Source organism: Streptomyces sp. WY228 (genome assembly GCF_019287315.1).
In the GTDB taxonomy this organism is placed as follows: domain Bacteria; phylum Actinomycetota; class Actinomycetes; order Streptomycetales; family Streptomycetaceae; genus Streptomyces; species Streptomyces caviscabies.
The window spans coordinates 389,805-410,175 of the sequence record NZ_CP079114.1 but is presented as its reverse complement, the minus strand read 5'-3'; the positions used below and the strand labels follow the sequence as shown (position 1 = coordinate 410,175).

Below are 20,371 nucleotides of genomic sequence, written 5' to 3'. Positions count from 1 at the left end.
CAACCCGATGCAGTACGACAACGGGATCGGGGCAACGGGTGGCGAGGAGACGGACGGCCGACAGCGGTACGGAGCCGGGGACGCGGGCGGGCGTCTTAGCGGCCGGGACGCGCACGGCGGTGCTGGAGGGCGTGGCGGGCTGGGTGCCGGGGGAACCGGTCGGCAACGACCGGCTGCCCGCCGACTGGGATGTGGACGACGCCTGGGTCCGCCGCCGTACCGGCATCGGCAGCCGGCACCGCGCCGGCGAGGGCGTCGCCACCGGGGACCTCGCCTACGAGGCGGCCGCCCGGCTGCTGGCGCGTGCTCCGGCGGCGGGCGGGGTGGACGCGGTGGTCCTCGCCACCGCCACCCCCGACCACCTCTGTCCGGGCACCGCCCCCGCGCTCGCGGCCCGGCTCGGGCTCGGCACCGTACCGGCCCTCGACCTCGCCGCCGTGTGCAGCGGCTTCGTCTACGGACTGGCCGTCTGCCACGGGCTGGTCACCTCGGGCCTCTACGGGCGGGTCCTGCTGGTCGGCGCCGACGTCTACTCGACCTGGCTCGACCCGGCCGACCGCTCGGCGGGCGTCGTCTTCGGTGACGGGGCGGGCGCCGCCCTGGTGGCGGCCGGGCGTTCCGGCGACCCCGGGGAACTGCTCGCGTTCGACCTGGGCAGCGACGGCACGGGCTACGAGCTGATCACCGTCCCGGGCGGCGGGGCCCGCGCACGGGCGAGCGGAAAGCCGCCGGGCCCGGGCGACGCGTTCTTCCGGATGCAGGGCGGCACCGTCTACCAGCACGCCGTCGAGCGGATGACCGGCTCCTGCCGGACGCTTCTGGACCGGGTCGGCTGGGACCCGGCCGAGGTCGACCGCTTCGTGCCGCACCAGGCCAACGCCCGGATCCTGCACGCCGTCGCCGAGCGGGTCGGTATCGCGCCGCAGCGCTGCGTCACCCATCTGGAGCGGGTCGGCAACACCGGTGCCGCCTCCATCCCGCTGGCCCTGGCCGACGCGGTGGACGGGGGCCTCCTCCGCGCCGGCGACCGGGTGCTGCTCACCGCCTTCGGGGGCGGACTGACCTGGGGTTCGGCGGCACTTCGCTGGCCGGGGACCCCGCAGACCATTTCCACGGAAACTACGGAAGGAACACAGCATGTCGCTCCCCGCTGATCAGGGCACCGAGGCCGCTACCGGCACCGCCATCGCGGTGACGGGGGTCGGCCTGGTGACACCCGCAGGGGCGGACGAGCACAGCTTCTGGGAGGGGCTGTGCTCCGGGCAGTCCACCGCCCGGCGGTGCGAGGAACTGGCCGGTCTGCCGGTCGACTTCGCCTGTCCGGTGGACGGCATCGACCTGGACGCGGCGGTGGGCGGCCGCTCGGTGTGGCGGATGGCCCGGTTCGTGAAGCTGGCCCTGGTGGCCGCCCGGCAGGCCGTCGCCGACGCCGGCCTCGACCCGGCACGGTGGGACGGCGGCCGGGTCGGCGTGGTGCTCGGCGTGGGCGTCGGTGGTGTCTCCGTACTCGTCGACAACGCGGCCAAGCTGGCGGCCTCGGGCCCCGACGCGGTCTCCCCGCTGCTGGTCCCGATGATGATCCCCAACGCGGCGGCGGGCGAGGTCGCCATCGCGCTCAAGGCGGGCGGCCCGAGCCTCGCCCCCGCCACCGCCTGCGCCTCCGGGGCCACCGCCGTCGCCGTCGCCCGCGATCTGCTGCTCGGCGGCAGCTGCGACGTGGTGGTGGCGGGCGGCGCGGAATCGGTGCTGACCCCGCTGGTGGTCACCGCCTTCGCCCGGATGGGCGCGCTGTCCACCCGCACCGGCGACCCGGCGGCCGCGTCCCGCCCGTTCGCCGCCGACCGGGACGGCTTCGTCATCGGCGAGGGCGCGGCCATGCTCGTCCTGGAGCGCGAGGCCGGGGCCCGGGCCCGGGGCGGCCGCCCGCGCGCCCTGCTCACCGGGGCCGGTTCCAGCACGGACGCCCACCACCCCACCGCCCCAGCCCCCGACGGGCACGGCGCCCAGCGGGCGGTCGAGGCGGCGCTCGGCCAGGCGGGCTGGGCGCCGCGCGATGTCGACCACATCAACGCCCACGGCACCTCCACGCCCCTCAACGACGCCATGGAGACCACCCTCATCTCCCGGCTCTTCCCGCACCGTCCGCCGGTGACCGCGCCCAAGGGCGTCGTCGGGCACACCCTGGCGGCGGCGGGCGCGATCGAGGCGGTGGCCACCGTCCTGACGCTGGAACGTTCCGCCATTCCGCCGATCGCCAACCTGGACGCGCTCCCCGACGCCTTCCCGCTCGACTGCGTGACCAAGGAGCCCCGCCACCAGCGGGTCGAGCGGGCGCTGAGCCACTCCTTCGGCTTCGGCGGCCACAACGTCGCCCTCGCCTTCCAACGCGCCTGATAAACGGGGGCATTTCGGGACGGCGGGGGGTGTCCTCGCCGTTCCTTGATCGTTACTGTGTTGTGACCGTCATGATGAACGACGCGGCCCCGCCGTCCACGAACGAACTGCTCACCGCAGTGCTCTTCGGACCGAACTTCCGCCAGGAACACGGCTTCTGGCGGCGGCTGCTCACAACAGAACCGTTTCGCCGCCCCGGTGGCGGCACCCCCGACGAACGACTCGCCCTCTCCTATCACCGGATGCGCATCCTCAACAACGCGCTCGACAGCGGCGCGCGACTGGCCGCCGACCCCCGCGCGCTGGCCGCCCTGCACGAATGGCTCGGCCCCGCCGACCCGGCACTGACCACCGTGGCGGGCATCCACTACAACCTCTTCCTCGGCAGCCTCCTCGACCACGACGCGGACACGCTGCGCGACATGTCGGACTTCCTCGCCCTGCGGCGCGTCGGCACCTTCCTCTGTACGGAGGTGGCGCACGGCAACGACGCGGCGGCTGTCGAGACCACCGCGACGTACGACCCGGGACGCGACGGCTTCGTCCTGCATACTCCGCACGCCGGGGCGCAGAAGTTCATGCCCAACACCAGCCCCGCCGGAGGCCCCAAGTCCGGTGTGGTGGCGGCCCGGTTGCTCGTCGACGGCGCCGACCGCGGGGTCTTCCTCTTCCTCACCCCGCTCACCGACGCCCACCGCGCCCTGCCCGGCGTCCGGGTGCGGCGGCTGCCCGCCCGGATGGGCTCCCCGGTCGACCACTGCCTGACCTCCTTCGACCACTGCTTCGTCCCGCGCGACGCGCTGCTCGCCGGACCGCAGGGGCGGATCGGTGACGACGGCCGTTTCCACAGCGAAATCCCCAACCGCAGAAGGCGGTTCCTCACCTCCATCGGCCGGGTCACCCCCGGCAAGCTCTCCATGAGCGCCTGCGCGGTCGGCTCCGCCCGGGTCACCCTGGCCATCGCCGTGCGCTACGCCGGTCACCGGATGATCTCCGGATCGCGCGCCGCGCAACAGGTTCCGGTGTACGCGCACCGCACCCATCACGGGCCGCTGGCCGGGGCGATGGCCACCGTCTACGCGATGAGCCTGCTGCACCGCAGGGCCCTGGACCGCTGGGAGTCGGCCCCGGAGGCCGACCGGGACGAGGCGGAGCGCCTGGTGGCCGTCGCCAAGGGGTGGATCACCTGGCAGGCGCGCGGCGTCATCGTCGAATGCCGTGAACGGTGCGGCGCCCAGGGGCTCCTGGAGAACAACGGCATGACCGAACTGTTCACCGGCATCGAGGGCGCGATCACCGCCGAGGGCGACAACCTCGCCGTGCACGCCAAGGCCGCCGCCGAGATGCTGTTCAGCGCCACCGCCGGGGAGGCGGACGCCGACGACGGACCCGGCGAGCTCGACGACCCCGCCTTCCTCGGCCGGCTCGTCGCGGCCCTGGAGAACCTCTGGTTCGCCCGGGCCCGGGAACGGATGAGCGCCGCCCCGCCCGGCGACCCGCTCGGCCGCTGGAACGCCGCCTCCCCGGCCGCGCTGCGCGGCGTCGAGGCCTACGCCTGCCGGCAGGCGGACGAGGCGTACGCCGAGGCCGTCGCCGCCCTGCCCGAGGGCGAGGCGCGCGAGCGGCTGACCGAGCTGCGCAGGCTCTTCGCACTCCAGTGGATCGCCCGCAACAGCGGCGACCTGCTCGCCACCGGACGGCTGACCGCCGATCAGGTCACCTTTCTGCCCGACACGGTGGAGCGGGCGATCGCCGCCGTGGCCGCGCACACCCCCGCCCTGGTCGGGTCCTTCGCCCTTCCCGAGCGCCTGATGTCGGACTGGCCGATCGCCGGACCCGGGTACGCGGACGTCTACGACGACCCCGAGGGGCCCTGGCACCGGGGCCGCAGGGCGGGCATCCGGGGCCGCGCGGCCGAATTCAAGCGGCCCAACTGCGGCAGCAGGAGGCGTCCGCTGCGCGAGAAGGTGGCCGCGCTCGGCGCCCGCGGGGTCCTGCTGGCGTACTGGGGAACCACCTCGATGCTCTCCCGATGGTTCGAGAAGCCGCAGGTGAGCGTAGACGAATCGGTTCGCCCCAAGGCGTAACCGGAAGATCGTCATCCAGTTATTCGGAGCGGTGGGTCGCTGCGTTCGCCTACCCGCCGTACGGGAGAACCCGAGCCGGCCAGACGCCGATGAAACACCGATGAGAGGAATCGCCATGAAGACCATCCACCCCAAGATCACCGAGGTACTCACCGGGACCTTCAAGGTGCCCGCTGCCGAGATCCTGCCGGAGTCCACGATGGACAGCCTGGAGATGGACTCGCTCGCGGTCGCCGAGTTCGCCGTCATCATCAAGGAGACGCTGGGCGTCGACGCCGACTCGGAGAAGCTGTACAAGGACGCCACGCTGGCCGACATCTCCGCGTACATCGACGCGGCCGTCGGCAGCGCGGCGGCCGATGCCACGGTGCCGGTGAGCAACACCCGATGAAGCGACCCGCCATCGCCGTCACGGGGCTCGGCATGATCACCCCGGTCGGCCACACCACCGACACCACCTGGGACGGAGTCTGCGCCGGGGAGTCACCCGCCCGCACCGTCCCCGAACTGCACGGCTGCGCTGTCGACTTCGCCTGCACGGTCTCCGGCATCGACCTCGACGACGCGGTCGGCGGCCGGACCGCGTTCCGGATGGGCCGCTACGTCAAGTTCGCCGTCCTGGCCGCCCGGGAGGCGGTCGCCGACGCCGGGCTCGACCCCGAGCACTGGGACGGCACCCGGGTCGCCGTCGTGGTCGGCACCAGCAGCGGAGGATCCGCCGGACTCACCGAACAGGCCGTCGCCCTGGAGCGGCGCGGCCCCGAGGCCACCTCGCCCTCGGGCATCCTGCTGACCATCCCGAACATGCCCGCGGCCGAGATCGCCATCCGGATGAAGGCCACCGGACCCAGCCTCGCCCCCTGCACGGCCTGCTCGTCCGGGGTGACCGCCCTGTCCGTGGCCCGCGACATGCTGACGCTGGGCCACTGCGACATCGCCATCGCCGGGGCCACCGAGTCCATCGTGTTCCCGGTCGCGATGACCGGCTTCGCCCGCTCCGGCGCGGCGGCACAGCGGGACGGCGACCCCGCCCGCCTCTGCCGGCCCTTCGCCGCCGACCGGGCCGGGATCGTCATGGGCGAGGGCGCGGCCGTCATGGTCCTGGAGCGGGCCGAGGACGCCCGGGCCAGAGGCGCCTCCCCCCGGGCGCTGATCGCGGGTACCGGCGCCACCACCGACGCCCACCACCCCACCAGCCCCCACCCCTCCGGGGACGTGGCGCGGGCGGCCGTCGACGGCGCGCTCCGCGACGCGGGCTGGCGGCCCGAGGACGTCGACCACGTCAACGCCCACGGGACGTCGACCCCCCTCAACGACGCCACCGAGGCCGCCCTCATCGGCCGGGCCTATCCGCACCGGCCGCCCGTCACCGCCCCCAAGGGCGTACTGGGCCACTGCATGGGCGCGGCCGGCGCCATCGAGGCGGGCCTGACGATCCTCACGCTCCAGCACGGGATGATCCCGCCGATCGCGAACCTGGACGCCCCCGAGCCCGGGTTCGACATCGACTGCGTCACCAAGGCCCCGCGCGAGGTGCCCGTACGGCGGGCCGTCAGCCACTCCTTCGGCTTCGGCGGCCAGAACGCGGTGATCGCCCTCCAGGCTCCGTAACCGCCGGACACGCCCTAAGTCTGTCCGGGCCGGTGCGGCGGGCCGATCCCGCGCCGCACCGGCCCCGCGCCCGGCGGCCCGCCGCACCGCGTCTGATCTGTGGTAAGCCGCGTGATAGCTTGCCGGGGCCAGTCGAACCCCAGCGACGGGGTCAGGGAATCCGGTGCGAGACCGGAACTGACGCGCAGCGGTGAGGGGGACGGGCGGGGCCACGGCCACTGGAGCACCCACCTGCTCCGGGAAGGCGTCCCGCCCGGACGAACCCGAGTCCGAAGACCTGCTGGCGCCCGCGCCCGCACCGGGGCACGGGAACCGTACGACGGGCTCCGCGGCTGGGCCCAGAGACACAGAGGTCCTTCGTGCTGTCCACGGCCACCCCCGCCCCGATACGTACCGCCGCCCTGCTCGCGGCGGGACTCCTCCTGCTGACCGCCTGCGGCGGGGGCGAAAGCACCGGGGCCGCCGACGGGAAGAAGACCAAGGGCTTTCCGCTCACCATCGAGAACTGCGGGCGCACCGTCACGGTGAAGGCCCCGCCCCAGCGGGCCGTCTCCGTCGACCAGGGGTCGACCGAGATCCTGCTCTCGCTCGGGCTCGCCGACCGGCTCGCCGGGACCGCCACCTGGAGCGACCCGGTCATGAAGGGCCTGGAGAAGGCCAACGCCGGCGTCGAGCGGATATCGGAGAACCGGCCCTCCTCGGAGAAGGTCCTCGACAAGGAACCCGACTTCCTCTCCGCCTCCTTCACCTCCACCCTCGCCAAGGGCGGCGTCGCACCCCGCGAACAGTTCGAGAAGCTCGGCGTCCCGACCTACATCTCGCCCGCCGACTGCGTCGGCAAGGACAACAGCGGCAGCGGCGACGGAGCCCGCACCGCGCCCCTGACCATGGACAGCGTCTACACCGAAGTCCGGGAACTCTCCCAGGTGTTCGGCGTCCCCGAGCGCGGTGACGCCCTGGTGAAGAAACTCCAGGAACGGGTGGCGAAGGCCGCCGAAGGCGTCGACGGATCCAAGGCCTCCCTCCTCTACTGGTTCTCCGACTCCAAGGCCCCCTACCTCGCGGGCTGTTGCGGCGCCCCCGGCGTCATCACCAAGGAACTCGGCGCGAAGAACGTCTTCGACGACACCCACGACGAATGGCCCCAGATCAGCTGGGAGACCGTCGCCGACCGCAACCCCGACGTCCTGGTCATCGGCGACCTGAGCCGTACGACGCAGACCGCCGAGAGCGCCGAGAAGAAGATCGAGTTCCTGGAGTCCAACCCGGTCACCAAGACGATGGACGCCGTCAGGAACCGCCGTTACGTACTGCTCAGCGGCCAGGCCATGAACCCCACCATCCGGACCGTCGAGGGCCTGGAGCGCGTCGCGGCCGGGCTGCGCGACTTCGGGCTCGCGGGGTGAGCGCCGATAGCCGTACTGCCGTGAAGGCGGCCGACCCGCCGCCTGCCGCCACCCGCCCCGCCCGGCGCGGCGCGCCGCTCACCGTGCTGCTCCGGAGCGGCGGCCTGCTCCTCCTGCTGGCCTCCGTCGCGGTCGCCGTGACCATCGGGCCCGCCCGGATCTCCGTGCCCGACGTCTGGTCCGCCGTCGCCGCGCACCTCGGGTTCGGCGCCGGTGACCTCAGCCCGATCCGGGACGGCATCATCTGGAACCTCCGGATGCCCCGCACCCTCCTCGCCGCCGTGTGCGGCGCGGGGCTCGCGGTGTGCGGCACGGTGATGCAGTCCCTGCTGCGCAACCCGCTCGCCGACCCCTTCGTCCTCGGCGTCTCCTCCGGAGCCTCGACCGGGGCGGTCGTGGTGGTCGTCCTCGGGGTCGGCGGGGGAGCGGTGTCGCTGTCGGCCGGGGCGTTCGCCGGGGCCATCTGCTCGTTCGCCCTGGTGCTGTTGCTCAGCCACACCCTCGGCGGCTCCACCGACCGGGTCGTCCTCTCCGGCGTCGCCGCGATGCAGCTCTTCTCCGCCCTCACCTCCTTCGTCGTGATGACCTCCGCCGACGCCGAACAGACCCGCGGGGTGCTGTTCTGGCTCCTCGGCTCGCTCAGCGGCGTCGGCTGGAGCGAGGTCGCCCTCTGCTCCGCGGTGCTCGCCGTCTGCCTGGTGGTCTGCCTGGCCCACGCCCGTACGCTCGACGCCTTCGCCTTCGGGCAGGACGCCGCCGCCGCGCTCGGCGTGAACGTCGCCCGCACCCGGATCGTGCTGCTCTGCACCACCGCCCTGCTGACCGCCGCCCTGGTCAGCGCGGCCGGGGCGATCGGCTTCGTCGGCCTGGTGCTGCCGCACGCGGCCCGCGCCCTCACCGGCTCCGGGCACCGGCGTCTCCTCCCGGTCACCGCGCTCGCCGGGGCGGTCTTCCTGGTGTGGGTCGACACCCTCGCCCGGACCGTCCTGGACCCGCAGGAGGTACCGGTCGGCGTCGTCACCGCGCTGATCGGCGTCCCCGCCTTCGTCCTCGTCCTGTACCGCACCCGGAGCACGTCATGAGCCTCCTCGGCAACGGCGGCCTGCGGGCCGAACGGGTCGGCCGGGAGGCGGGCGGCCGGCTCATCCTCGACGGCGTGGACATCGCCCCGCCGCCCGGCTCCACCGTCGGACTCATCGGCCCCAACGGCTCCGGCAAGTCCACCCTGCTGCGGATCCTCGCGGGCCTCCTCGCCCCGGCCACCGGTGTCGTCACCCTGGACGGGAACCCCCTCGCCGGCCTCGGCCGCCGCACCGTCGCCCGCCGGATCGCGGTCGTCGACCAGCACGCGGTCACCCAGGTCGACCTCAGCGTCCTCGACGTCGTACGCCTCGGCCGCATCCCGCACCGCCGCGCCTGGTCCGCCCCCGACCGCACCGACGAGGACGCCGTCGCCGAGGCGCTGCGGCGCACCGGGCTCACGGACCGGGCCGGCCAGTCCTGGCACACCCTGTCCGGCGGCGAACGCCAACGCGTCCAGATCGCCCGGGCCCTGGCCCAGCAGCCCCGCGAACTCCTCCTGGACGAACCGACGAACCACCTCGACATCCAGCACCAGCTGGACCTGCTCGCCCTGGTCGCCGAACTCCCCGTCACCAGCGTCGTCGCGCTGCACGACCTCAACCTCGCCGCGATGTTCTGCGACCGGATCACCGTGATGAAGGCCGGCCGGGTCGTCGCGGGCGGCACCCCGGCCGAGGTCATCACCGGCGAACTCATCGAGGACGTCTACGGGGTCCGGGCGGTCGTCACCCCGGAAGGCCCCGACGGACGCCCCTCGGTACGGTTCCTGCCGCGCCGCTGAGCGCCGTACGGTCCTCGCGGTCGCGTCGCACCGGCCGGACCGGTGTACCGGCCGGGCCCGGACAGCCCGCCGGGCGGACCCGTGTACGAGTCCGCCCGGCGGCCGAGGACGTGGGAGCGGCCGTATGGCCACCTGAGGAGGTGCTGGTCAGCGGCGTCGCCCCTGGCCGAACTCGCCACCGGTGTCCTTGCCGGTGCCCATGTCCTTGCCGTCCGCGTAGTCGATCTTCTCCTTGCGGATCTCGGCGGAGACTTCCTTCTGCTCGGTGACCCGGTTGGTCTCCAGCCGGACCCGCTCCACCGGCACGGCCTCCTTGCGCACGGTGGCGCGCTCCGCGTGCAGCGTGATCTCGACGTCCTGCTCACCGAGGTCCGTCGTCCCGGCGGTCTTCTCGCCGGGCTGGAGCGGTTCGCGGACCACGCGTACCTCTTCGTGGGAGACGGGCACGGTCCGGGTGACCTCCTCGGTCACCACGTACTTGTGCAGCCGCGCCCTGCCGCTCTCGTACTCCTCCTTGCCGACGTGCAGCTGCTCCTCGGAGCGGATCATCTCCTCCTTGCCGCTCATGTCGGCCGCCCGGGACGTGCCCGCTCCGGCGCCCGCCAGCGGGCGTCCCGTGGTGGCGGCGTCCGTGTCGCGGTGCCTGCCCGTACCGCTGCCTGCTCCTGCCATGCCCGCAGCTCCTGTCGTTCCCGCGCCGGCCATCCCGGCGCTCGTCCCGGTGGTGGTCGCCTTCCCGGTGGCCTTGGCTCCGGGGGCCGTTCCGGCCGCGCCTGCCGCACCCGCGGCACCGGCCGCGCCCATCGCCCCGGTCCCGGCGGTGGTCGGCGCGTCCATGCCGGCCGACCGGTTGTCACCGAGGTTGCCGGACTTCCTGGTCAGGCCGTAGTGCCGGTACAGCTCCTCCTCCTCCGCGACGGAGAGGTGTGCGTCCGCGTCCACCCGCGGTGCGTCCTTGACGCTGTCCTTCGGATGGGCGACGTGCAGGTCGGAGCCCACTCGACGGGCTCCGGCGAGCGGGACGAAGCTCTCCTTCATACCGAACAGGCCGGTCTTGACCGTGACCCAGTCGGGCTTGCCGGTGTCGTCGTCGACGTACACCCGGCCCACACTGCCGACCTTCTCGCCGTCGTTGTCGTACACGGTCAGACCGTCGAGTTCTCCGGAATCCGTGAAACCGTCAGCGGCTCCCATAACCGATTCCTCCTCTTGGGCACGCCCTGTGGTTGGCTCCACCGGAGGTGGCGCGTCCGGATTCCATCGCGCCTCACCCGCATGCACGTTGCAACCGCCCGCTTGCCCGGATCAAGGTCCCCGAAGGCCCGGTGCGGGGCCTTGGCCCCGTGCGGCGGTGCCGGGCCGCTCCGAAACCGGTTAGGCCAAACGGGTGATGCCGCAGGTCCCGCATATGATCGGCGGACCGCGGCGGCCGTACGACGGACCACCGCCGACCTGCCGAATCAGCCGACCCGCCGAGCCACCAGGGGTGCGCCATCTCTTCCGTACGCGTCCGGCTGCCCGCGCAACGCGGCGAACTGCGCGACCGGCACGAGGACGGGCACCGCATCCACCACCTCCTCTGGCGGCTGGGGCCCGGTGTCCGGGTCTGCAGCAGCGCGGTGCTCGGCGGCGGCATCGGCCCCCGCGCCTGGATCCTCAACGCCCAGGTCCCCGGCGGTTACCCGCGCCTCGACCCGGACCGCCACCTCGCCGAGATCGCCGCCGCGGAAGGGCTCACCGGACCGGGCGCCGGGCTGATGACCGCCGCCGACGTCGCCGCGTACACGACCGGCCACGACGGCGGTGTCACGGCGACCGTCACGGCGGGCCTCGGTGTACGGGGCTGGGCGGCGGCCCCCGACGACGGCCGGGCGCCCTCGTTCCGGCCCGGCACGGTCAACATCGTCGTCACCCTTCCCGTCGCGCTCTCCGACGCCGCCCTCGTCAACGCCGTCGCCACCGCCACCGAGGCCAAGGTCCAGGCCCTTCTGGACGCCGGACTCGACTGCTCGGGCACCCCCACCGACGCCGTGTGCGTCGCCGCCCCCGAACCGGGGCCCGACGGCGGCGAACCCTTCGCCGGACCCCGCTCCACCTGGGGCGCGCGGATCGCCCGCGCCGTCCACACGGCCGTACTGGCGGGAGCCCGCCCGGCCGCGTGACCGGGTCAGACCACCGTCACCGGGTGCCGCACCACCGCGTCGAACAGATAGCCCTGGGTGTTGTGCGCGGTGGTCACCGGCTGCCTGCGTCCCGAACGGTCGCTCGCCCGCGCCAGCAGCACGGCGGGACCCCGCTCCCTCGGCACCCAGTCGGCCGTCCAGCGCACCCAGCTCCCGGCCCTCGGCTCGTCCCGCAGCCGGGCCGTCCGCCAGTGCGTACCGCCGTCGGTGCTGACCTCCACGGCCCGCACGGGCGCACCGCCCGACCAGGAACGCCCCGTCAGCAGCGCACGCCGGTGGGCGCGGAACGAGGCGCCGGGGGCGAGCTCGAAGGCGCTCTTCAGCGTCTGCCGGGTCAGCGGCGCGCTTCCCTCGGGCGGATACCCGGGACCGAACAGCCGGTAGAGGCCGGTGTTCCACGGCGTGAGCAGCGGCTCGGCGCTCACCTCGATGTCGCCGACCCACTTGATGTTGGCGATGCCCACCCACGACGGCACGATCAGCCGGACCGGGTGGCCGTGGTCGGGCGGCAGCGGCTCGCCGTTCATCTCGTACGCGAGCAGCACGTCGTCCAGCGCCTTCGCCACGGGCAGCGGGCGGCGCACCCGCCCCAGGTTCACCCCGTCGGTGACGACCTCCGCGTCCAGGCCGCGCGGCAACACGTCCACCGCGTGCCGCCCGATCCCCGCCCGGCGCAGGACGTCCGCGAGCCGCACCCCGCGCCAGCGCGCCGTTCCGATCGCCCCGAGGGTCCACGCCGTGCCGCTGACCGGCTGGCCCTGCTGCGAGGTGAAGTAGCTGCGCCCGTTGCCCGCGCACTCCACGAACGCGGTCCGGGTCACCGGGGGCAGGGCCAGCAGATCGGCGAACGTGAAGTCCACCGGGCCGCCCCGCAGCCCGTCGCCCCACACCGTCAGCTTCCAGCCGGCCCGGTCGATGCGCGGGGTGGCGGTGTGGTTGCGGACGAAGAAACGGTCGGCGGGGGTGAGCAGACCGGTGTCCCGCAGGGCGCCGAAGTTCGTCTCCGCGTTGGTGCCGCGCAGCGTGAACAGCTCCGGCGGCAACGGCTTGACCACCCCGGGCAGCCCGTCGGCCGCCCGCGCCGGTGCGGCGACCGAGGCGAGCGGTACGGCGGCGGAGGCGGCCGCGACCAGCTTCAGCAGATCGCGGCGCTCGATCCCGGCGGAGCGTGCCCGGCCCCGGGACCACTGCCGCATCCGTATCCGGTCGTAGGCGTCCTCGGTCGGCACCGGGCTCATGGAAACTCCTCGTGGGTCAGGTCAGGGGTGACGTGGGGGTGGGGACGGGGTCGGGTGCGGTACGGGGCTGCGGGAGCGGGGCGAGCAACTCCCGTACGAGGCTGCCCACCTGCTCCGTCTCGATGAGGAAACCGTCGTGCCCGCAGGGCGAGACGATGGTGCGCGACGCGTCCGCCCCCGGGAGCAGCGCCGCCAGCCGTTCCTGCTGCACCAGGAGATACAGCCGGTCCGAGTCCACCCCCGCGACCAGGGCGGGCATGTCCGCCCGGCGCAGCGCACGGGCGATCCCGCCCCGGCCCCGGCCGACGTCGTGCCCGTTCATCGCCTCGGTGAGCGTCACATAGCTCCCCGCGTCGAACCGGCGGACCAGCTTGTCCGCGTGGTGGTCGAGGTAGGACTCCACCCGGTAGCGGCCGCCGTGCGCGGGCTCCTCCCCGGGCTGCGGGCGGCCGCCGAAGCGGGCGTCGAGCTCGGGTTCGCCGCGGTAGGTGATGTGGGCGATGCGGCGCGCCTGCCCGAGGCCCCGGTGCGGGCCCTCGCCCGGGGACGCCCGGTGGTAGTCGCCGCCCCGCCACCCCGGGTCGGAGCGGATCGCGGCGATCTGCACCGAACCCCAGGCGATCTGATCGGCGGACGCGGCGGCCGGGGCGGCGAGCACGAGCAGCGATCCGGTCCGCCCGGGCCTGCTGACCGCCCACTCCAGGGCCCGCATGCCGCCCATCGACCCGCCGACGACGGCCGCCCACCGGTCGATGCCCAGCGCGTCGGCGAGCGCCGCCTCGGCCGTCACCTGGTCCCGCACGCTCAGATACGGGAAGAGGGACCCCCACGGTGTGCCGTCGGGCCCGACGGAGGACGGACCGGTGCTGCCCTGGCAGCCGCCCAGGACATTGGGCGCGACGACGAACCAGCGGTCGGTGTCGAGCGCCCGGCCCGGACCGACCAGCGCGTCCCACCAGCCGGGCGTCGGATGGCCCGGCCCCGCCGGCCCGGCGAGATGGCTGTCGCCCGTCAGCGCGTGCAGCACCAGCACGGCGTTGGAGCCGTCCGCCGCCCGCTGCCCCCAGGTCTCGTAGGCCAGGCGCACCCCCGGCAGCCGGACCCCGGACTCCAGGGGCAGCGGATCCTCGATCGCCGCCCAGCGGCGACGACCGGGCGGGTCCCCCTCGCGCCGGCCGCCGGAGGCCGGCGCGAGGGGGAGTGCGCGGTGCGCGGCCGTACGGTTCAGGACGCCGCCTTCGCGGCCCGGAACCCCGCCTCCAGATCCGCCTTGAGGTCGTCCACGTTCTCCAGCCCCACCGACAGCCGCACCAGCCCGGGCGTCGCGCCGGTGGCGACGAGCTGCTCCTCGGTGAGCTGACTGTGGGTGGTGGAGGCCGGGTGGATGATCAGGCTCCGTACGTCACCGATGTTGGCGAGGTGGCTGAACAGCCCGACGGCGTCCACGAACTGCCGCCCCGCCTCGGCTCCGCCCGTCAGCTCGAAGGCCAGCACGGCCCCGGCCCCGCGCGGCAGATAGCGCTGCCCGGCCTCGTACCAGCGGTTCGACTCCAGACCCGCGTAGTGGACGGTCGCCACCTCGTCGCGCCGCTCCAGCCAGCGGGCGAGCTCCAGCGCGTTGGAGGTGTGCCGCTCCAGCCGGAGGCTGAGCGTCTCGATGCCCTGGAGCAGCAGGAACGCCGAGTGCGGCGCGAGGGCGGGGCCCAGGTCGCGCAGCAGCTGCACCCGGAGCTTCACCGCGAACGCGCTCGGGCCCAGGTCGGGCCAGTAGCGCAGTCCGTGGTAGCTCGGGTCGGGCTCCTGGAAGTCGGGGAAGCGGTCGGCGTGCGCCCCGAAGTCGAACGTACCGGCGTCCACGACCACGCCGCCGATCGTCGTTCCGTGTCCGCCGAGGAACTTGGTCGCCGAGTGGACCACGATGTCCGCGCCGTGCTCGATCGGCCGCAGCAGGAAGGGCGTCGGCACGGTGTTGTCGACGATCAGCGGCACCCCGGCCTCGTGCGCGGTGTCCGCGACGGCCCTGACGTCCAGCACGTCGCCGCGCGGATTGCCGAGCGTCTCGGCGAAGAAGGCCTTGGTGTTGGGCCGGACGGCGGCCCGCCACGACTCCAGGTCCTCCGGGTTCTCGACGAACGTCACCTCGACGCCGAAGCGGGGAAGCGTGTGGCGGAAGAGGTTGTAGGTGCCGCCGTACAGCGAGGGGGAGGAGACGATGTGGTCCCCGGCCCCGGCCAGCGTCAGGATCGCCAGCGTCTCGGCGGCCTGCCCCGAGGCCAGGGCCACAGCCGCGACCCCGCCCTCCAGAGCGGCGATGCGCTGCTCCAGGACGTCCTGGGTGGGGTTGTGGATGCGGGTGTAGATGTTGCCGGGCTCGGCCAGCGAGAACACGTCGGCCGCGTGCTTCGTGTCGCGGAAGACGAAGGACGTCGACTGGTAGATCGGCACCGCGCGGGCGCCGGTCGTCGGGTCCGGGGCCGCGCCGGAGTGGATCTGCTTGGTCTCGAACGACCAGGCGGCGCCGGGGTCCTGCCGGTTCTGGTCCTCGGGGGTGTGGCCTGCGGTGACGGAGTCGAGGGGCTGGCTCATGTGGTACCTCGCACGGGGGCGGTGACGGGCTGAATTCGGACCGTAGGACGCGCTCCGTCCCCTCGGAAGCGTGTCGCCCGCTTGGCCACGAACCCGCAACGGCCCGTCATCCCCCGCAACACGGCGGCAACGGGGCCGCCATGCGGCGGCCCCGGAACCACCGTCCGCTCAGCGGGCCGCCGGCACCTCGGTGATCGAGCGGCCCGCCCACTCGGGCGCCGGCTCGACGAGTGCGGTCAGCCGTTCCCGTACGGAATCCGGGAACGGGGCGGTGCGGCCTGCGCGTTGGTCCACATGGAGCGCCAGCAGCTCGCTCGTGGCCACCGGGGCGGCCTCCGGCTCCGGTACGTCGTCCGGCGCGTCGACCACGTACAGCTCGTGGCAGAAGCGCGCCTTCTTCGCGTCCGCCCCCAACAGGCGGGTGCGGGCGACGAGATGGGCGCCCTCGGGCACGTCGCGGAGATAGCGCAGATGCGACTCGACGGTGTAGAGCGAGCAGCCGGTGCGCTCCCGGTAGCCGGCGTGCAGACCGGTCTCGATCATCATCGCGTCGGTGGCGTACCCGAAGACGAGGACGTAGAACGCCTCGCTCATATGGCCGTTGTAGTCGATCCACTCGGGCCGCACGGTGCTGCGGGAGAGGGGAAGGCCGGTGGCGGTGTCCTGCACGGTGTCGTCCTCGGGATGGGTGTCCACGTGGTCGGTGCCCTCGGAACGCGTGTGCTCGCTCATCGGGTCGCCGCCTCCTCGGCGGACCGGGGCAGCCGGCCCGTGGCCCGCAGCACGTCGATCACGCCGCGGTCCCGCTCGGCCACCAGATCGGCGATGCTCCGGCCGTCCGCCGCCTCCTCGCAGCCGGCCACCACCGCCTCGTACAGGGCACGGTCCAGTTCGGGTGCTTCGAGCCGGGTCCAGGGCGACTTCAGCGACGGGCCGAAGTGGTCGAGCATATGGGCCATCCCGCCCTCGCCGCCCGCGAGCGCGAACGTGAGCATCGGACCCATCACGGCCCAGCGGAGCCCCGGCCCCTCCGTGATCGACGCGTCTATCTCCTGTACGGTCGCCTCTCCGTTGGCGACCATGTGCAGGGCCTCGCGCCACAGGGCCTCCTGGAGCCGGTTGGCTATGAAGCCGGGCACCTCGCGGTCCATGGTGATCACGGACTTGCCCGCGACGGCGTAGAAGCGCGATGCCCACTCGACCGCGGCGGGCGCGGTCCGGTCACCGCCGACGACCTCGACCAGCGGGATGAGGTAGGGCGGGTTGAAGGGGTGTCCGACGACGAGCCGTCCGGGGTCGGCGGCCTCGGTCTGCATGTCGGTCATCGGATAGCCGGAGGTCGACGAGGCGATCACCGTACCGGCGGGCGTGGCGGCGTCCAGCCGGGCCAGCAGATCACGCTTCAGCTCCAGCTTCTCCGGGGCGCTCTCCTGGACGAACTGGGCCTCGGCCACGGCCTCTTCGAGGGTCGCGGTGACGGTGAGCCGGTCCTGCGACGCTCCATCGGCCAGGCCGAGCTGTTCCAGCGCGGGCCAGGCGGCGGCGACCAGTCGACGGAGCCGGTCGGCGGCGTCGGGGGCCGGGTCCCAGGCGGTGACGTCGTAACCACGGGCGAGGAAATGGGCGGCCCAGCCACCGCCGATCACCCCGGCACCGACGCACGCCACACGGCGTACGTCCTCCGGGGCGCAGGGGGCGGCGGGGCCGTCGGTGGGGGCAGGGGAGGGGGTGACAGTCATGGGCAGCACTCCGGGAAGGTGGGGGAAAGGGAGGGGGAGTGGAACGGGGGCGATCAGGCGCGCGGGCGCAGGCCGAGCTTCTCGCGCGCCTCGTCCGGCGTGGCGACCCGGGAACCCAGCGATTCGGTGATCCGCACGGCGCGCTCCACCAACTGGCCGTTGGTGGCCTTGACGCCCTTGCCCAGATAGAGGTTGTCCTCCAGACCGACCCGGACGTGTCCGCCGAGCAGGATCGACTGGGCGACCCAGGGCATCTGCATCCGGCCGAGCGCGAAGCTCGCCCACTGGGCGCCCTGCGGAAGCATGGTGACCATCGCCTGGAGGACGCCCGGGTCGGCGGGCGCGCCCCACGGAATGCCCATGCAGAGCTGGAAGACCGTGGGGTCGTCGAGCAGCCCCTCGGCGAGGAGCTGCTTGGCGAACCACAGCTGCCCGGTGTCGAAGATCTCCAGCTCGGGGCGGACCCCGAGTTCCTGGATGCGCTTCGCGCCGGTGCGCAGCATGTCGGGGGTGGAGACGTAGAGGTTGCTGCCGTCGCCGAAGTTGAGCGAACCGCAGTCCAGGGTGCAGATGTCCGGCAACAGATCCTCGACGTGGGGCAGCCGGTCGAGACCGCCGACCAGGTCGGTGCCCGGCAGCTGACGGAGCGGGGCCTCCGGGTCGATGACGAGGTCACCGCCCATTCCGGCGGTCAGGTTGATGACCACATCGGTGCCGGTCTCCCGGATCCGTTCCACGACCTCCCGGTAGAGGCGGGGATCGCGGGAGGGCGCGCCGGTCTCCGGCTCACGGACGTGGATGTGGACCACGGCCGCCCCGGCGCCGGCGGCCTCGACGGCGGAGGCGGCGATCTGCGCGGGCGTCACCGGGACATGGGGGCTGCGGCCGACGGTGTCGCCGGCTCCGGTGAGGGCGCAGGTGATGATGACGTCCTGGTTCACGGGCATACGAAAACGTCTCCTCTCGGGGGAGTTCGGGGGAGTTCGGGGGTTCGGGGGCTCGGGGGGACCAGGGGATACGAGGGGGACGAGGCGGAGTCAGCGGCTGGGGTCGGGCGCGGTCAGGCAGGCGTCCACGTGGGCGATCAGCGCGTCGTGCATGGACTGTGCGCCGGTGCCCGGGGAGCCGGGCTCGGTGGCCAGGACCTGGGAGGCCAGGCCGTCGATCAGCGCGGTGAGGGCGAGGGCCGCGCCGTCCACGTCGACCGGACGGAACACACCCTGCTCGACGCCGCGACGGATGACCTCCGCGACCGTCCCGCGCCACTGGCGGTAGTACTCCACGTGGAGCCGTCCGACCGTGGTGGACCGGGCGGCCTCGGCCCAGAGGTCGAGCCAGACGCACCACTGCCGCCGCTGCTGCTCGGTGCGGGGCGTCTGGAGCTCGATCAGCAGGCGCAGTTCGTCCCCGGCGTGACGGGTACCGGCCGTGGCGTCGGCACGGCGACGGGTGTCCTCGTCCATGCACCAGCGGACCGCCGCTTCGAGCAGCTCGTCACGGCCGGGGAAGTGGTAGTGGATCGCGGCCGTGCTGGTGCGGCAGGCCGCGGCGATGTCCGCGACCCGCACGGCATGGAACCCGCGCTCGGCGATCAGCCGGACGGTCTCGCGCACGATCTGCAGCGGCCTGCCGCCCTCGGGCGAGGGCGGCGCCGGGCGAGGGGCCGACGGGGAACGCGCGGGCGACACCGCTGATGCCGCGCCGCCCGCCGTGCCGCCTGCCGGGTCGGCCGTGCCCGCCGCACCGATCAGCAGACCGACGTCGACGCCGCCGATGTCCGCGATCCGGGCCAGTTCGGCGGCGGTGAAGCGACGTGTGCCGTTCAGGGAGCGGGACAGCTTCGACGGGTCGATGACGATCCGCCGCGCGAACTCGCGGGCGCTCACGCCCGCCGCGTCGATCACCTGTCGGACCCGTGCGGCCACCTCGTCCTGCTGCATGGTCGACCACCGTAGCCATGTGTTGAGAAAACCTCAACACCAGCAGAAGCCGTCACGCTATGAAGAAGGGGCGTTGCGGTTCTGACTGATGCATCAGTCAGAACCGCAACGCCCCATTCCCGGCTCGCGCCGGCCGGGTCACTCCTGGGTGAGCATCCCGTTCCGCAGCTTGCCCAGCATCCGGCTCAGCAGCCGGGACACATGCATCTGCGAGATCCCGAGCTCCGCGCCTATCTGCGCCTGGGTCATCTCCTGCCCGAAGCGCATGTCGATGATCCGGCGCTCCCGCTCGTCGAGTTCGTCCAGCAGGGGCGCGAGGGCGTGGAGGTTCTCCACGGTCTCCATGGCCGGGTCCGGTTCGCCCAGCACATCGGCGAAGGTGCGCCCGGAGTGCTGGCCGGGCCCGGCCTCCGCGGTGTCGGTCGGCATGTCCAGGGAGCCCGCCGTATAGCCGTTGGAGGCGACGATTCCCTCCGTGACCTCGGACTCCTCGATCCCCAGGTCCTGTGCCAGCTCCCGCACCGTGGGATCCCGGTCGAGGTCGCCCGCCAGGGACTCCTTCGCCTTCGCGAGATCGACCCGCAGTTCCTGGAGCCGACGCGGCACATGGACCGCCCAGCTCGTGTCACGGAAGAACCGCTTGATCTCCCCGACGATGTACGGCACGGCGAACGACGTGAACTCGACCTCCCGCGAGAGGTCGAAGCGGTCGATCGCCTTGATCAGCCCGATGGTGCCGACCTGGACGATGTCCTCCATGTCGCCGCTGCCCCGGTTGCGGAAGCGGTTGGCGGCGAAGCGGACGAGGGACAGGTTCATCTCGATGAGGGTGTTGCGCGCGTACTGGTACTCGTGCGTGCCCTCCTCCAGGACCTGGAGGCGGTCGAAGAAGAGACGAGAGAGCCGGCGCGCGTCCATCGGGGCGATCTTCCCGGCGTCCTCGATCCACGGAAGCTCCTCGGCGGCGCCCGCCCGCTCCGTACCGGCCGTCCGCGCGGTCTGCGCGCTGTGCACGGTCATGTCGCTTCACGCTCCCTGGTTCCTGGTTTCGTAGGCCCTGAGGCCTGTTCGCCTTCCCAGGGGTACGGCGCTCATGCGCGGCGGAGGGAGTTGATCTGGCCACACGGCGCGAGTTGGCCGAAAACAGGCGGGGTTCGGCTCTGAGGCGCCGTCATGGAAGGGCGCGGGCCGCGGGCGTGCACGGAAACCGCCCCACCGGTACGGGGGAGCCCGGTGGGGCGGTCGCCACCAGAGTGCCACAGGCAGGCGGTCGTTGGGACCGGACAGGCGCGTATTGGCCTACGGATGAGTTGATTTCGCCGC

General features: G+C 73.4%; 18 protein-coding genes and 1 riboswitch. Of the genes, 9 read left to right on the top strand and 9 right to left on the bottom strand.

Annotated elements, in window-relative coordinates; all coding sequences use genetic code 11:
• Positions 1 to 119 precede the first annotated feature (119 nt).
• The 8 genes from KV381_RS01735 to KV381_RS01700 all read left to right on the top strand — a co-directional run bounded on the left by KV381_RS01735 (position 120) and on the right by KV381_RS01700 (position 9,362).
• Entirely contained in the window at positions 120 to 1,154 is a 1,035-nt protein-coding gene (locus KV381_RS01735) for a beta-ketoacyl-ACP synthase 3 (protein ID WP_218784315.1), read from the top strand.
• Positions 1,138 to 2,394, top strand: a complete 1,257-nt coding sequence (locus tag KV381_RS01730; RefSeq protein WP_218784314.1) for a beta-ketoacyl synthase — start codon at positions 1,138 to 1,140, stop codon at positions 2,392 to 2,394. Before KV381_RS01735 ends, KV381_RS01730 begins: the two co-directional genes overlap by 17 nt.
• A 74-nt stretch (positions 2,395 to 2,468) precedes the next feature.
• Positions 2,469 to 4,481, top strand: coding sequence for an acyl-CoA dehydrogenase (locus KV381_RS01725; RefSeq protein ID WP_208635414.1), 2,013 nt, complete (start codon positions 2,469 to 2,471; stop codon positions 4,479 to 4,481).
• Positions 4,482 to 4,596: 115 nt separating this feature from the next.
• Positions 4,597 to 4,872: an acyl carrier protein gene (locus tag KV381_RS01720; RefSeq protein ID WP_030082444.1), complete on the top strand. Its 276-nt coding sequence runs from the start codon at positions 4,597 to 4,599 to the stop codon at positions 4,870 to 4,872.
• A complete protein-coding gene (locus KV381_RS01715; protein WP_030630285.1) occupies positions 4,869 to 6,092 on the top strand; it encodes a beta-ketoacyl synthase in 1,224 nt (407 codons plus the stop codon). Before KV381_RS01720 ends, KV381_RS01715 begins: the two co-directional genes overlap by 4 nt.
• A gap of 112 nt (positions 6,093 to 6,204) precedes the next feature.
• Positions 6,205 to 6,392: riboswitch (cobalamin riboswitch) on the top strand.
• A 59-nt stretch (positions 6,393 to 6,451) separates the two neighbouring features.
• Positions 6,452 to 7,498 carry an ABC transporter substrate-binding protein gene (locus tag KV381_RS01710; RefSeq protein WP_218784313.1) on the top strand — a complete coding sequence of 349 codons (1,047 nt, stop codon included), beginning with the start codon at positions 6,452 to 6,454 and terminating at the stop codon, positions 7,496 to 7,498.
• Positions 7,495 to 8,580 (top strand): iron ABC transporter permease, encoded by a 1,086-nt coding sequence (locus tag KV381_RS01705; RefSeq protein ID WP_086778261.1) that lies wholly within the window; start codon positions 7,495 to 7,497, stop codon positions 8,578 to 8,580. Before KV381_RS01710 ends, KV381_RS01705 begins: the two co-directional genes overlap by 4 nt.
• Positions 8,577 to 9,362 (top strand): ABC transporter ATP-binding protein, encoded by a 786-nt coding sequence (locus KV381_RS01700; protein WP_218784309.1) that lies wholly within the window; start codon positions 8,577 to 8,579, stop codon positions 9,360 to 9,362. The genes KV381_RS01705 and KV381_RS01700 overlap by 4 nt, the downstream gene beginning before the upstream one ends.
• A gap of 147 nt (positions 9,363 to 9,509) precedes the next feature.
• Here KV381_RS01700 and KV381_RS01695 read toward each other — a convergent pair whose 3' ends face one another.
• Positions 9,510 to 10,556, bottom strand: coding sequence for a PRC and DUF2382 domain-containing protein (locus KV381_RS01695; protein ID WP_218784308.1), 1,047 nt, complete (start codon positions 10,554 to 10,556; stop codon positions 9,510 to 9,512).
• Between the two features lie 299 nt (positions 10,557 to 10,855).
• Here KV381_RS01695 and KV381_RS01690 point away from each other — a divergent pair, with 299 nt between their 5' ends.
• The gene (locus KV381_RS01690; protein WP_050495664.1) at positions 10,856 to 11,524 is read left to right on the top strand and encodes an adenosylcobinamide amidohydrolase; all 669 of its coding nucleotides are present in this window, start codon (positions 10,856 to 10,858) and stop codon (positions 11,522 to 11,524) included.
• A gap of 5 nt (positions 11,525 to 11,529) precedes the next feature.
• Here the strand turns inward: KV381_RS01690 and KV381_RS01685 are convergent, their stop codons facing one another.
• The 8 genes from KV381_RS01685 to KV381_RS01650 form a co-directional block, all read right to left on the bottom strand.
• Positions 11,530 to 12,783, bottom strand: a complete 1,254-nt coding sequence (locus tag KV381_RS01685; RefSeq protein ID WP_218784307.1) for a sulfite oxidase — start codon at positions 12,781 to 12,783, stop codon at positions 11,530 to 11,532.
• 16 nt (positions 12,784 to 12,799) lie between these two features.
• Positions 12,800 to 14,011 carry a homoserine O-acetyltransferase gene (locus KV381_RS01680; RefSeq protein WP_218787163.1) on the bottom strand — a complete coding sequence of 404 codons (1,212 nt, stop codon included), beginning with the start codon at positions 14,009 to 14,011 and terminating at the stop codon, positions 12,800 to 12,802.
• Positions 14,008 to 15,369 carry a bifunctional o-acetylhomoserine/o-acetylserine sulfhydrylase gene (locus KV381_RS01675; RefSeq protein WP_218784305.1) on the bottom strand — a complete coding sequence of 454 codons (1,362 nt, stop codon included), beginning with the start codon at positions 15,367 to 15,369 and terminating at the stop codon, positions 14,008 to 14,010. The genes KV381_RS01680 and KV381_RS01675 overlap by 4 nt, the downstream gene beginning before the upstream one ends.
• Positions 15,370 to 15,537: 168 nt before the next feature.
• Positions 15,538 to 16,101 (bottom strand): thioesterase family protein, encoded by a 564-nt coding sequence (locus KV381_RS01670; RefSeq protein WP_256995004.1) that lies wholly within the window; start codon positions 16,099 to 16,101, stop codon positions 15,538 to 15,540.
• Positions 16,098 to 17,108: a 3-hydroxyacyl-CoA dehydrogenase NAD-binding domain-containing protein gene (locus KV381_RS01665; protein WP_218784304.1), complete on the bottom strand. Its 1,011-nt coding sequence runs from the start codon at positions 17,106 to 17,108 to the stop codon at positions 16,098 to 16,100. The genes KV381_RS01670 and KV381_RS01665 overlap by 4 nt, the downstream gene beginning before the upstream one ends.
• Positions 17,109 to 17,161: 53 nt before the next feature.
• Positions 17,162 to 18,055, bottom strand: coding sequence for a 3-keto-5-aminohexanoate cleavage protein (locus KV381_RS01660; protein WP_030082469.1), 894 nt, complete (start codon positions 18,053 to 18,055; stop codon positions 17,162 to 17,164).
• A gap of 90 nt (positions 18,056 to 18,145) precedes the next feature.
• Positions 18,146 to 19,048 (bottom strand): TetR/AcrR family transcriptional regulator, encoded by a 903-nt coding sequence (locus KV381_RS01655; RefSeq protein WP_218784303.1) that lies wholly within the window; start codon positions 19,046 to 19,048, stop codon positions 18,146 to 18,148.
• A 138-nt stretch (positions 19,049 to 19,186) separates the two neighbouring features.
• The gene (locus tag KV381_RS01650) at positions 19,187 to 20,068 is read right to left on the bottom strand and encodes an RNA polymerase sigma factor SigF (protein WP_030630316.1); all 882 of its coding nucleotides are present in this window, start codon (positions 20,066 to 20,068) and stop codon (positions 19,187 to 19,189) included.
• Between the last annotated feature and the right edge of the window lie 303 nt (positions 20,069 to 20,371).

Coding starts and splice junctions, on each gene's coding strand:
- KV381_RS01730 (WP_218784314.1), top strand. CDS start 1,138: ATGTCGCTCCCCGCTGATCAGGGCACCGAGGCCGCTACCGGCACCGCC.
- KV381_RS01725 (WP_208635414.1), top strand. CDS start 2,469: ATGAACGACGCGGCCCCGCCGTCCACGAACGAACTGCTCACCGCAGTG.
- KV381_RS01720 (WP_030082444.1), top strand. CDS start 4,597: ATGAAGACCATCCACCCCAAGATCACCGAGGTACTCACCGGGACCTTC.
- KV381_RS01715 (WP_030630285.1), top strand. CDS start 4,869: ATGAAGCGACCCGCCATCGCCGTCACGGGGCTCGGCATGATCACCCCG.
- KV381_RS01700 (WP_218784309.1), top strand. CDS start 8,577: ATGAGCCTCCTCGGCAACGGCGGCCTGCGGGCCGAACGGGTCGGCCGG.
- KV381_RS01695 (WP_218784308.1), bottom strand. CDS start 10,556: ATGGGAGCCGCTGACGGTTTCACGGATTCCGGAGAACTCGACGGTCTG.
- KV381_RS01685 (WP_218784307.1), bottom strand. CDS start 12,783: ATGAGCCCGGTGCCGACCGAGGACGCCTACGACCGGATACGGATGCGG.
- KV381_RS01675 (WP_218784305.1), bottom strand. CDS start 15,369: ATGAGCCAGCCCCTCGACTCCGTCACCGCAGGCCACACCCCCGAGGAC.
- KV381_RS01670 (WP_256995004.1), bottom strand. CDS start 16,101: ATGAGCGAGCACACGCGTTCCGAGGGCACCGACCACGTGGACACCCAT.
- KV381_RS01665 (WP_218784304.1), bottom strand. CDS start 17,108: ATGACTGTCACCCCCTCCCCTGCCCCCACCGACGGCCCCGCCGCCCCC.
- KV381_RS01660 (WP_030082469.1), bottom strand. CDS start 18,055: ATGCCCGTGAACCAGGACGTCATCATCACCTGCGCCCTCACCGGAGCC.
- KV381_RS01655 (WP_218784303.1), bottom strand. CDS start 19,048: ATGCAGCAGGACGAGGTGGCCGCACGGGTCCGACAGGTGATCGACGCG.
- KV381_RS01650 (WP_030630316.1), bottom strand. CDS start 20,068: ATGACCGTGCACAGCGCGCAGACCGCGCGGACGGCCGGTACGGAGCGG.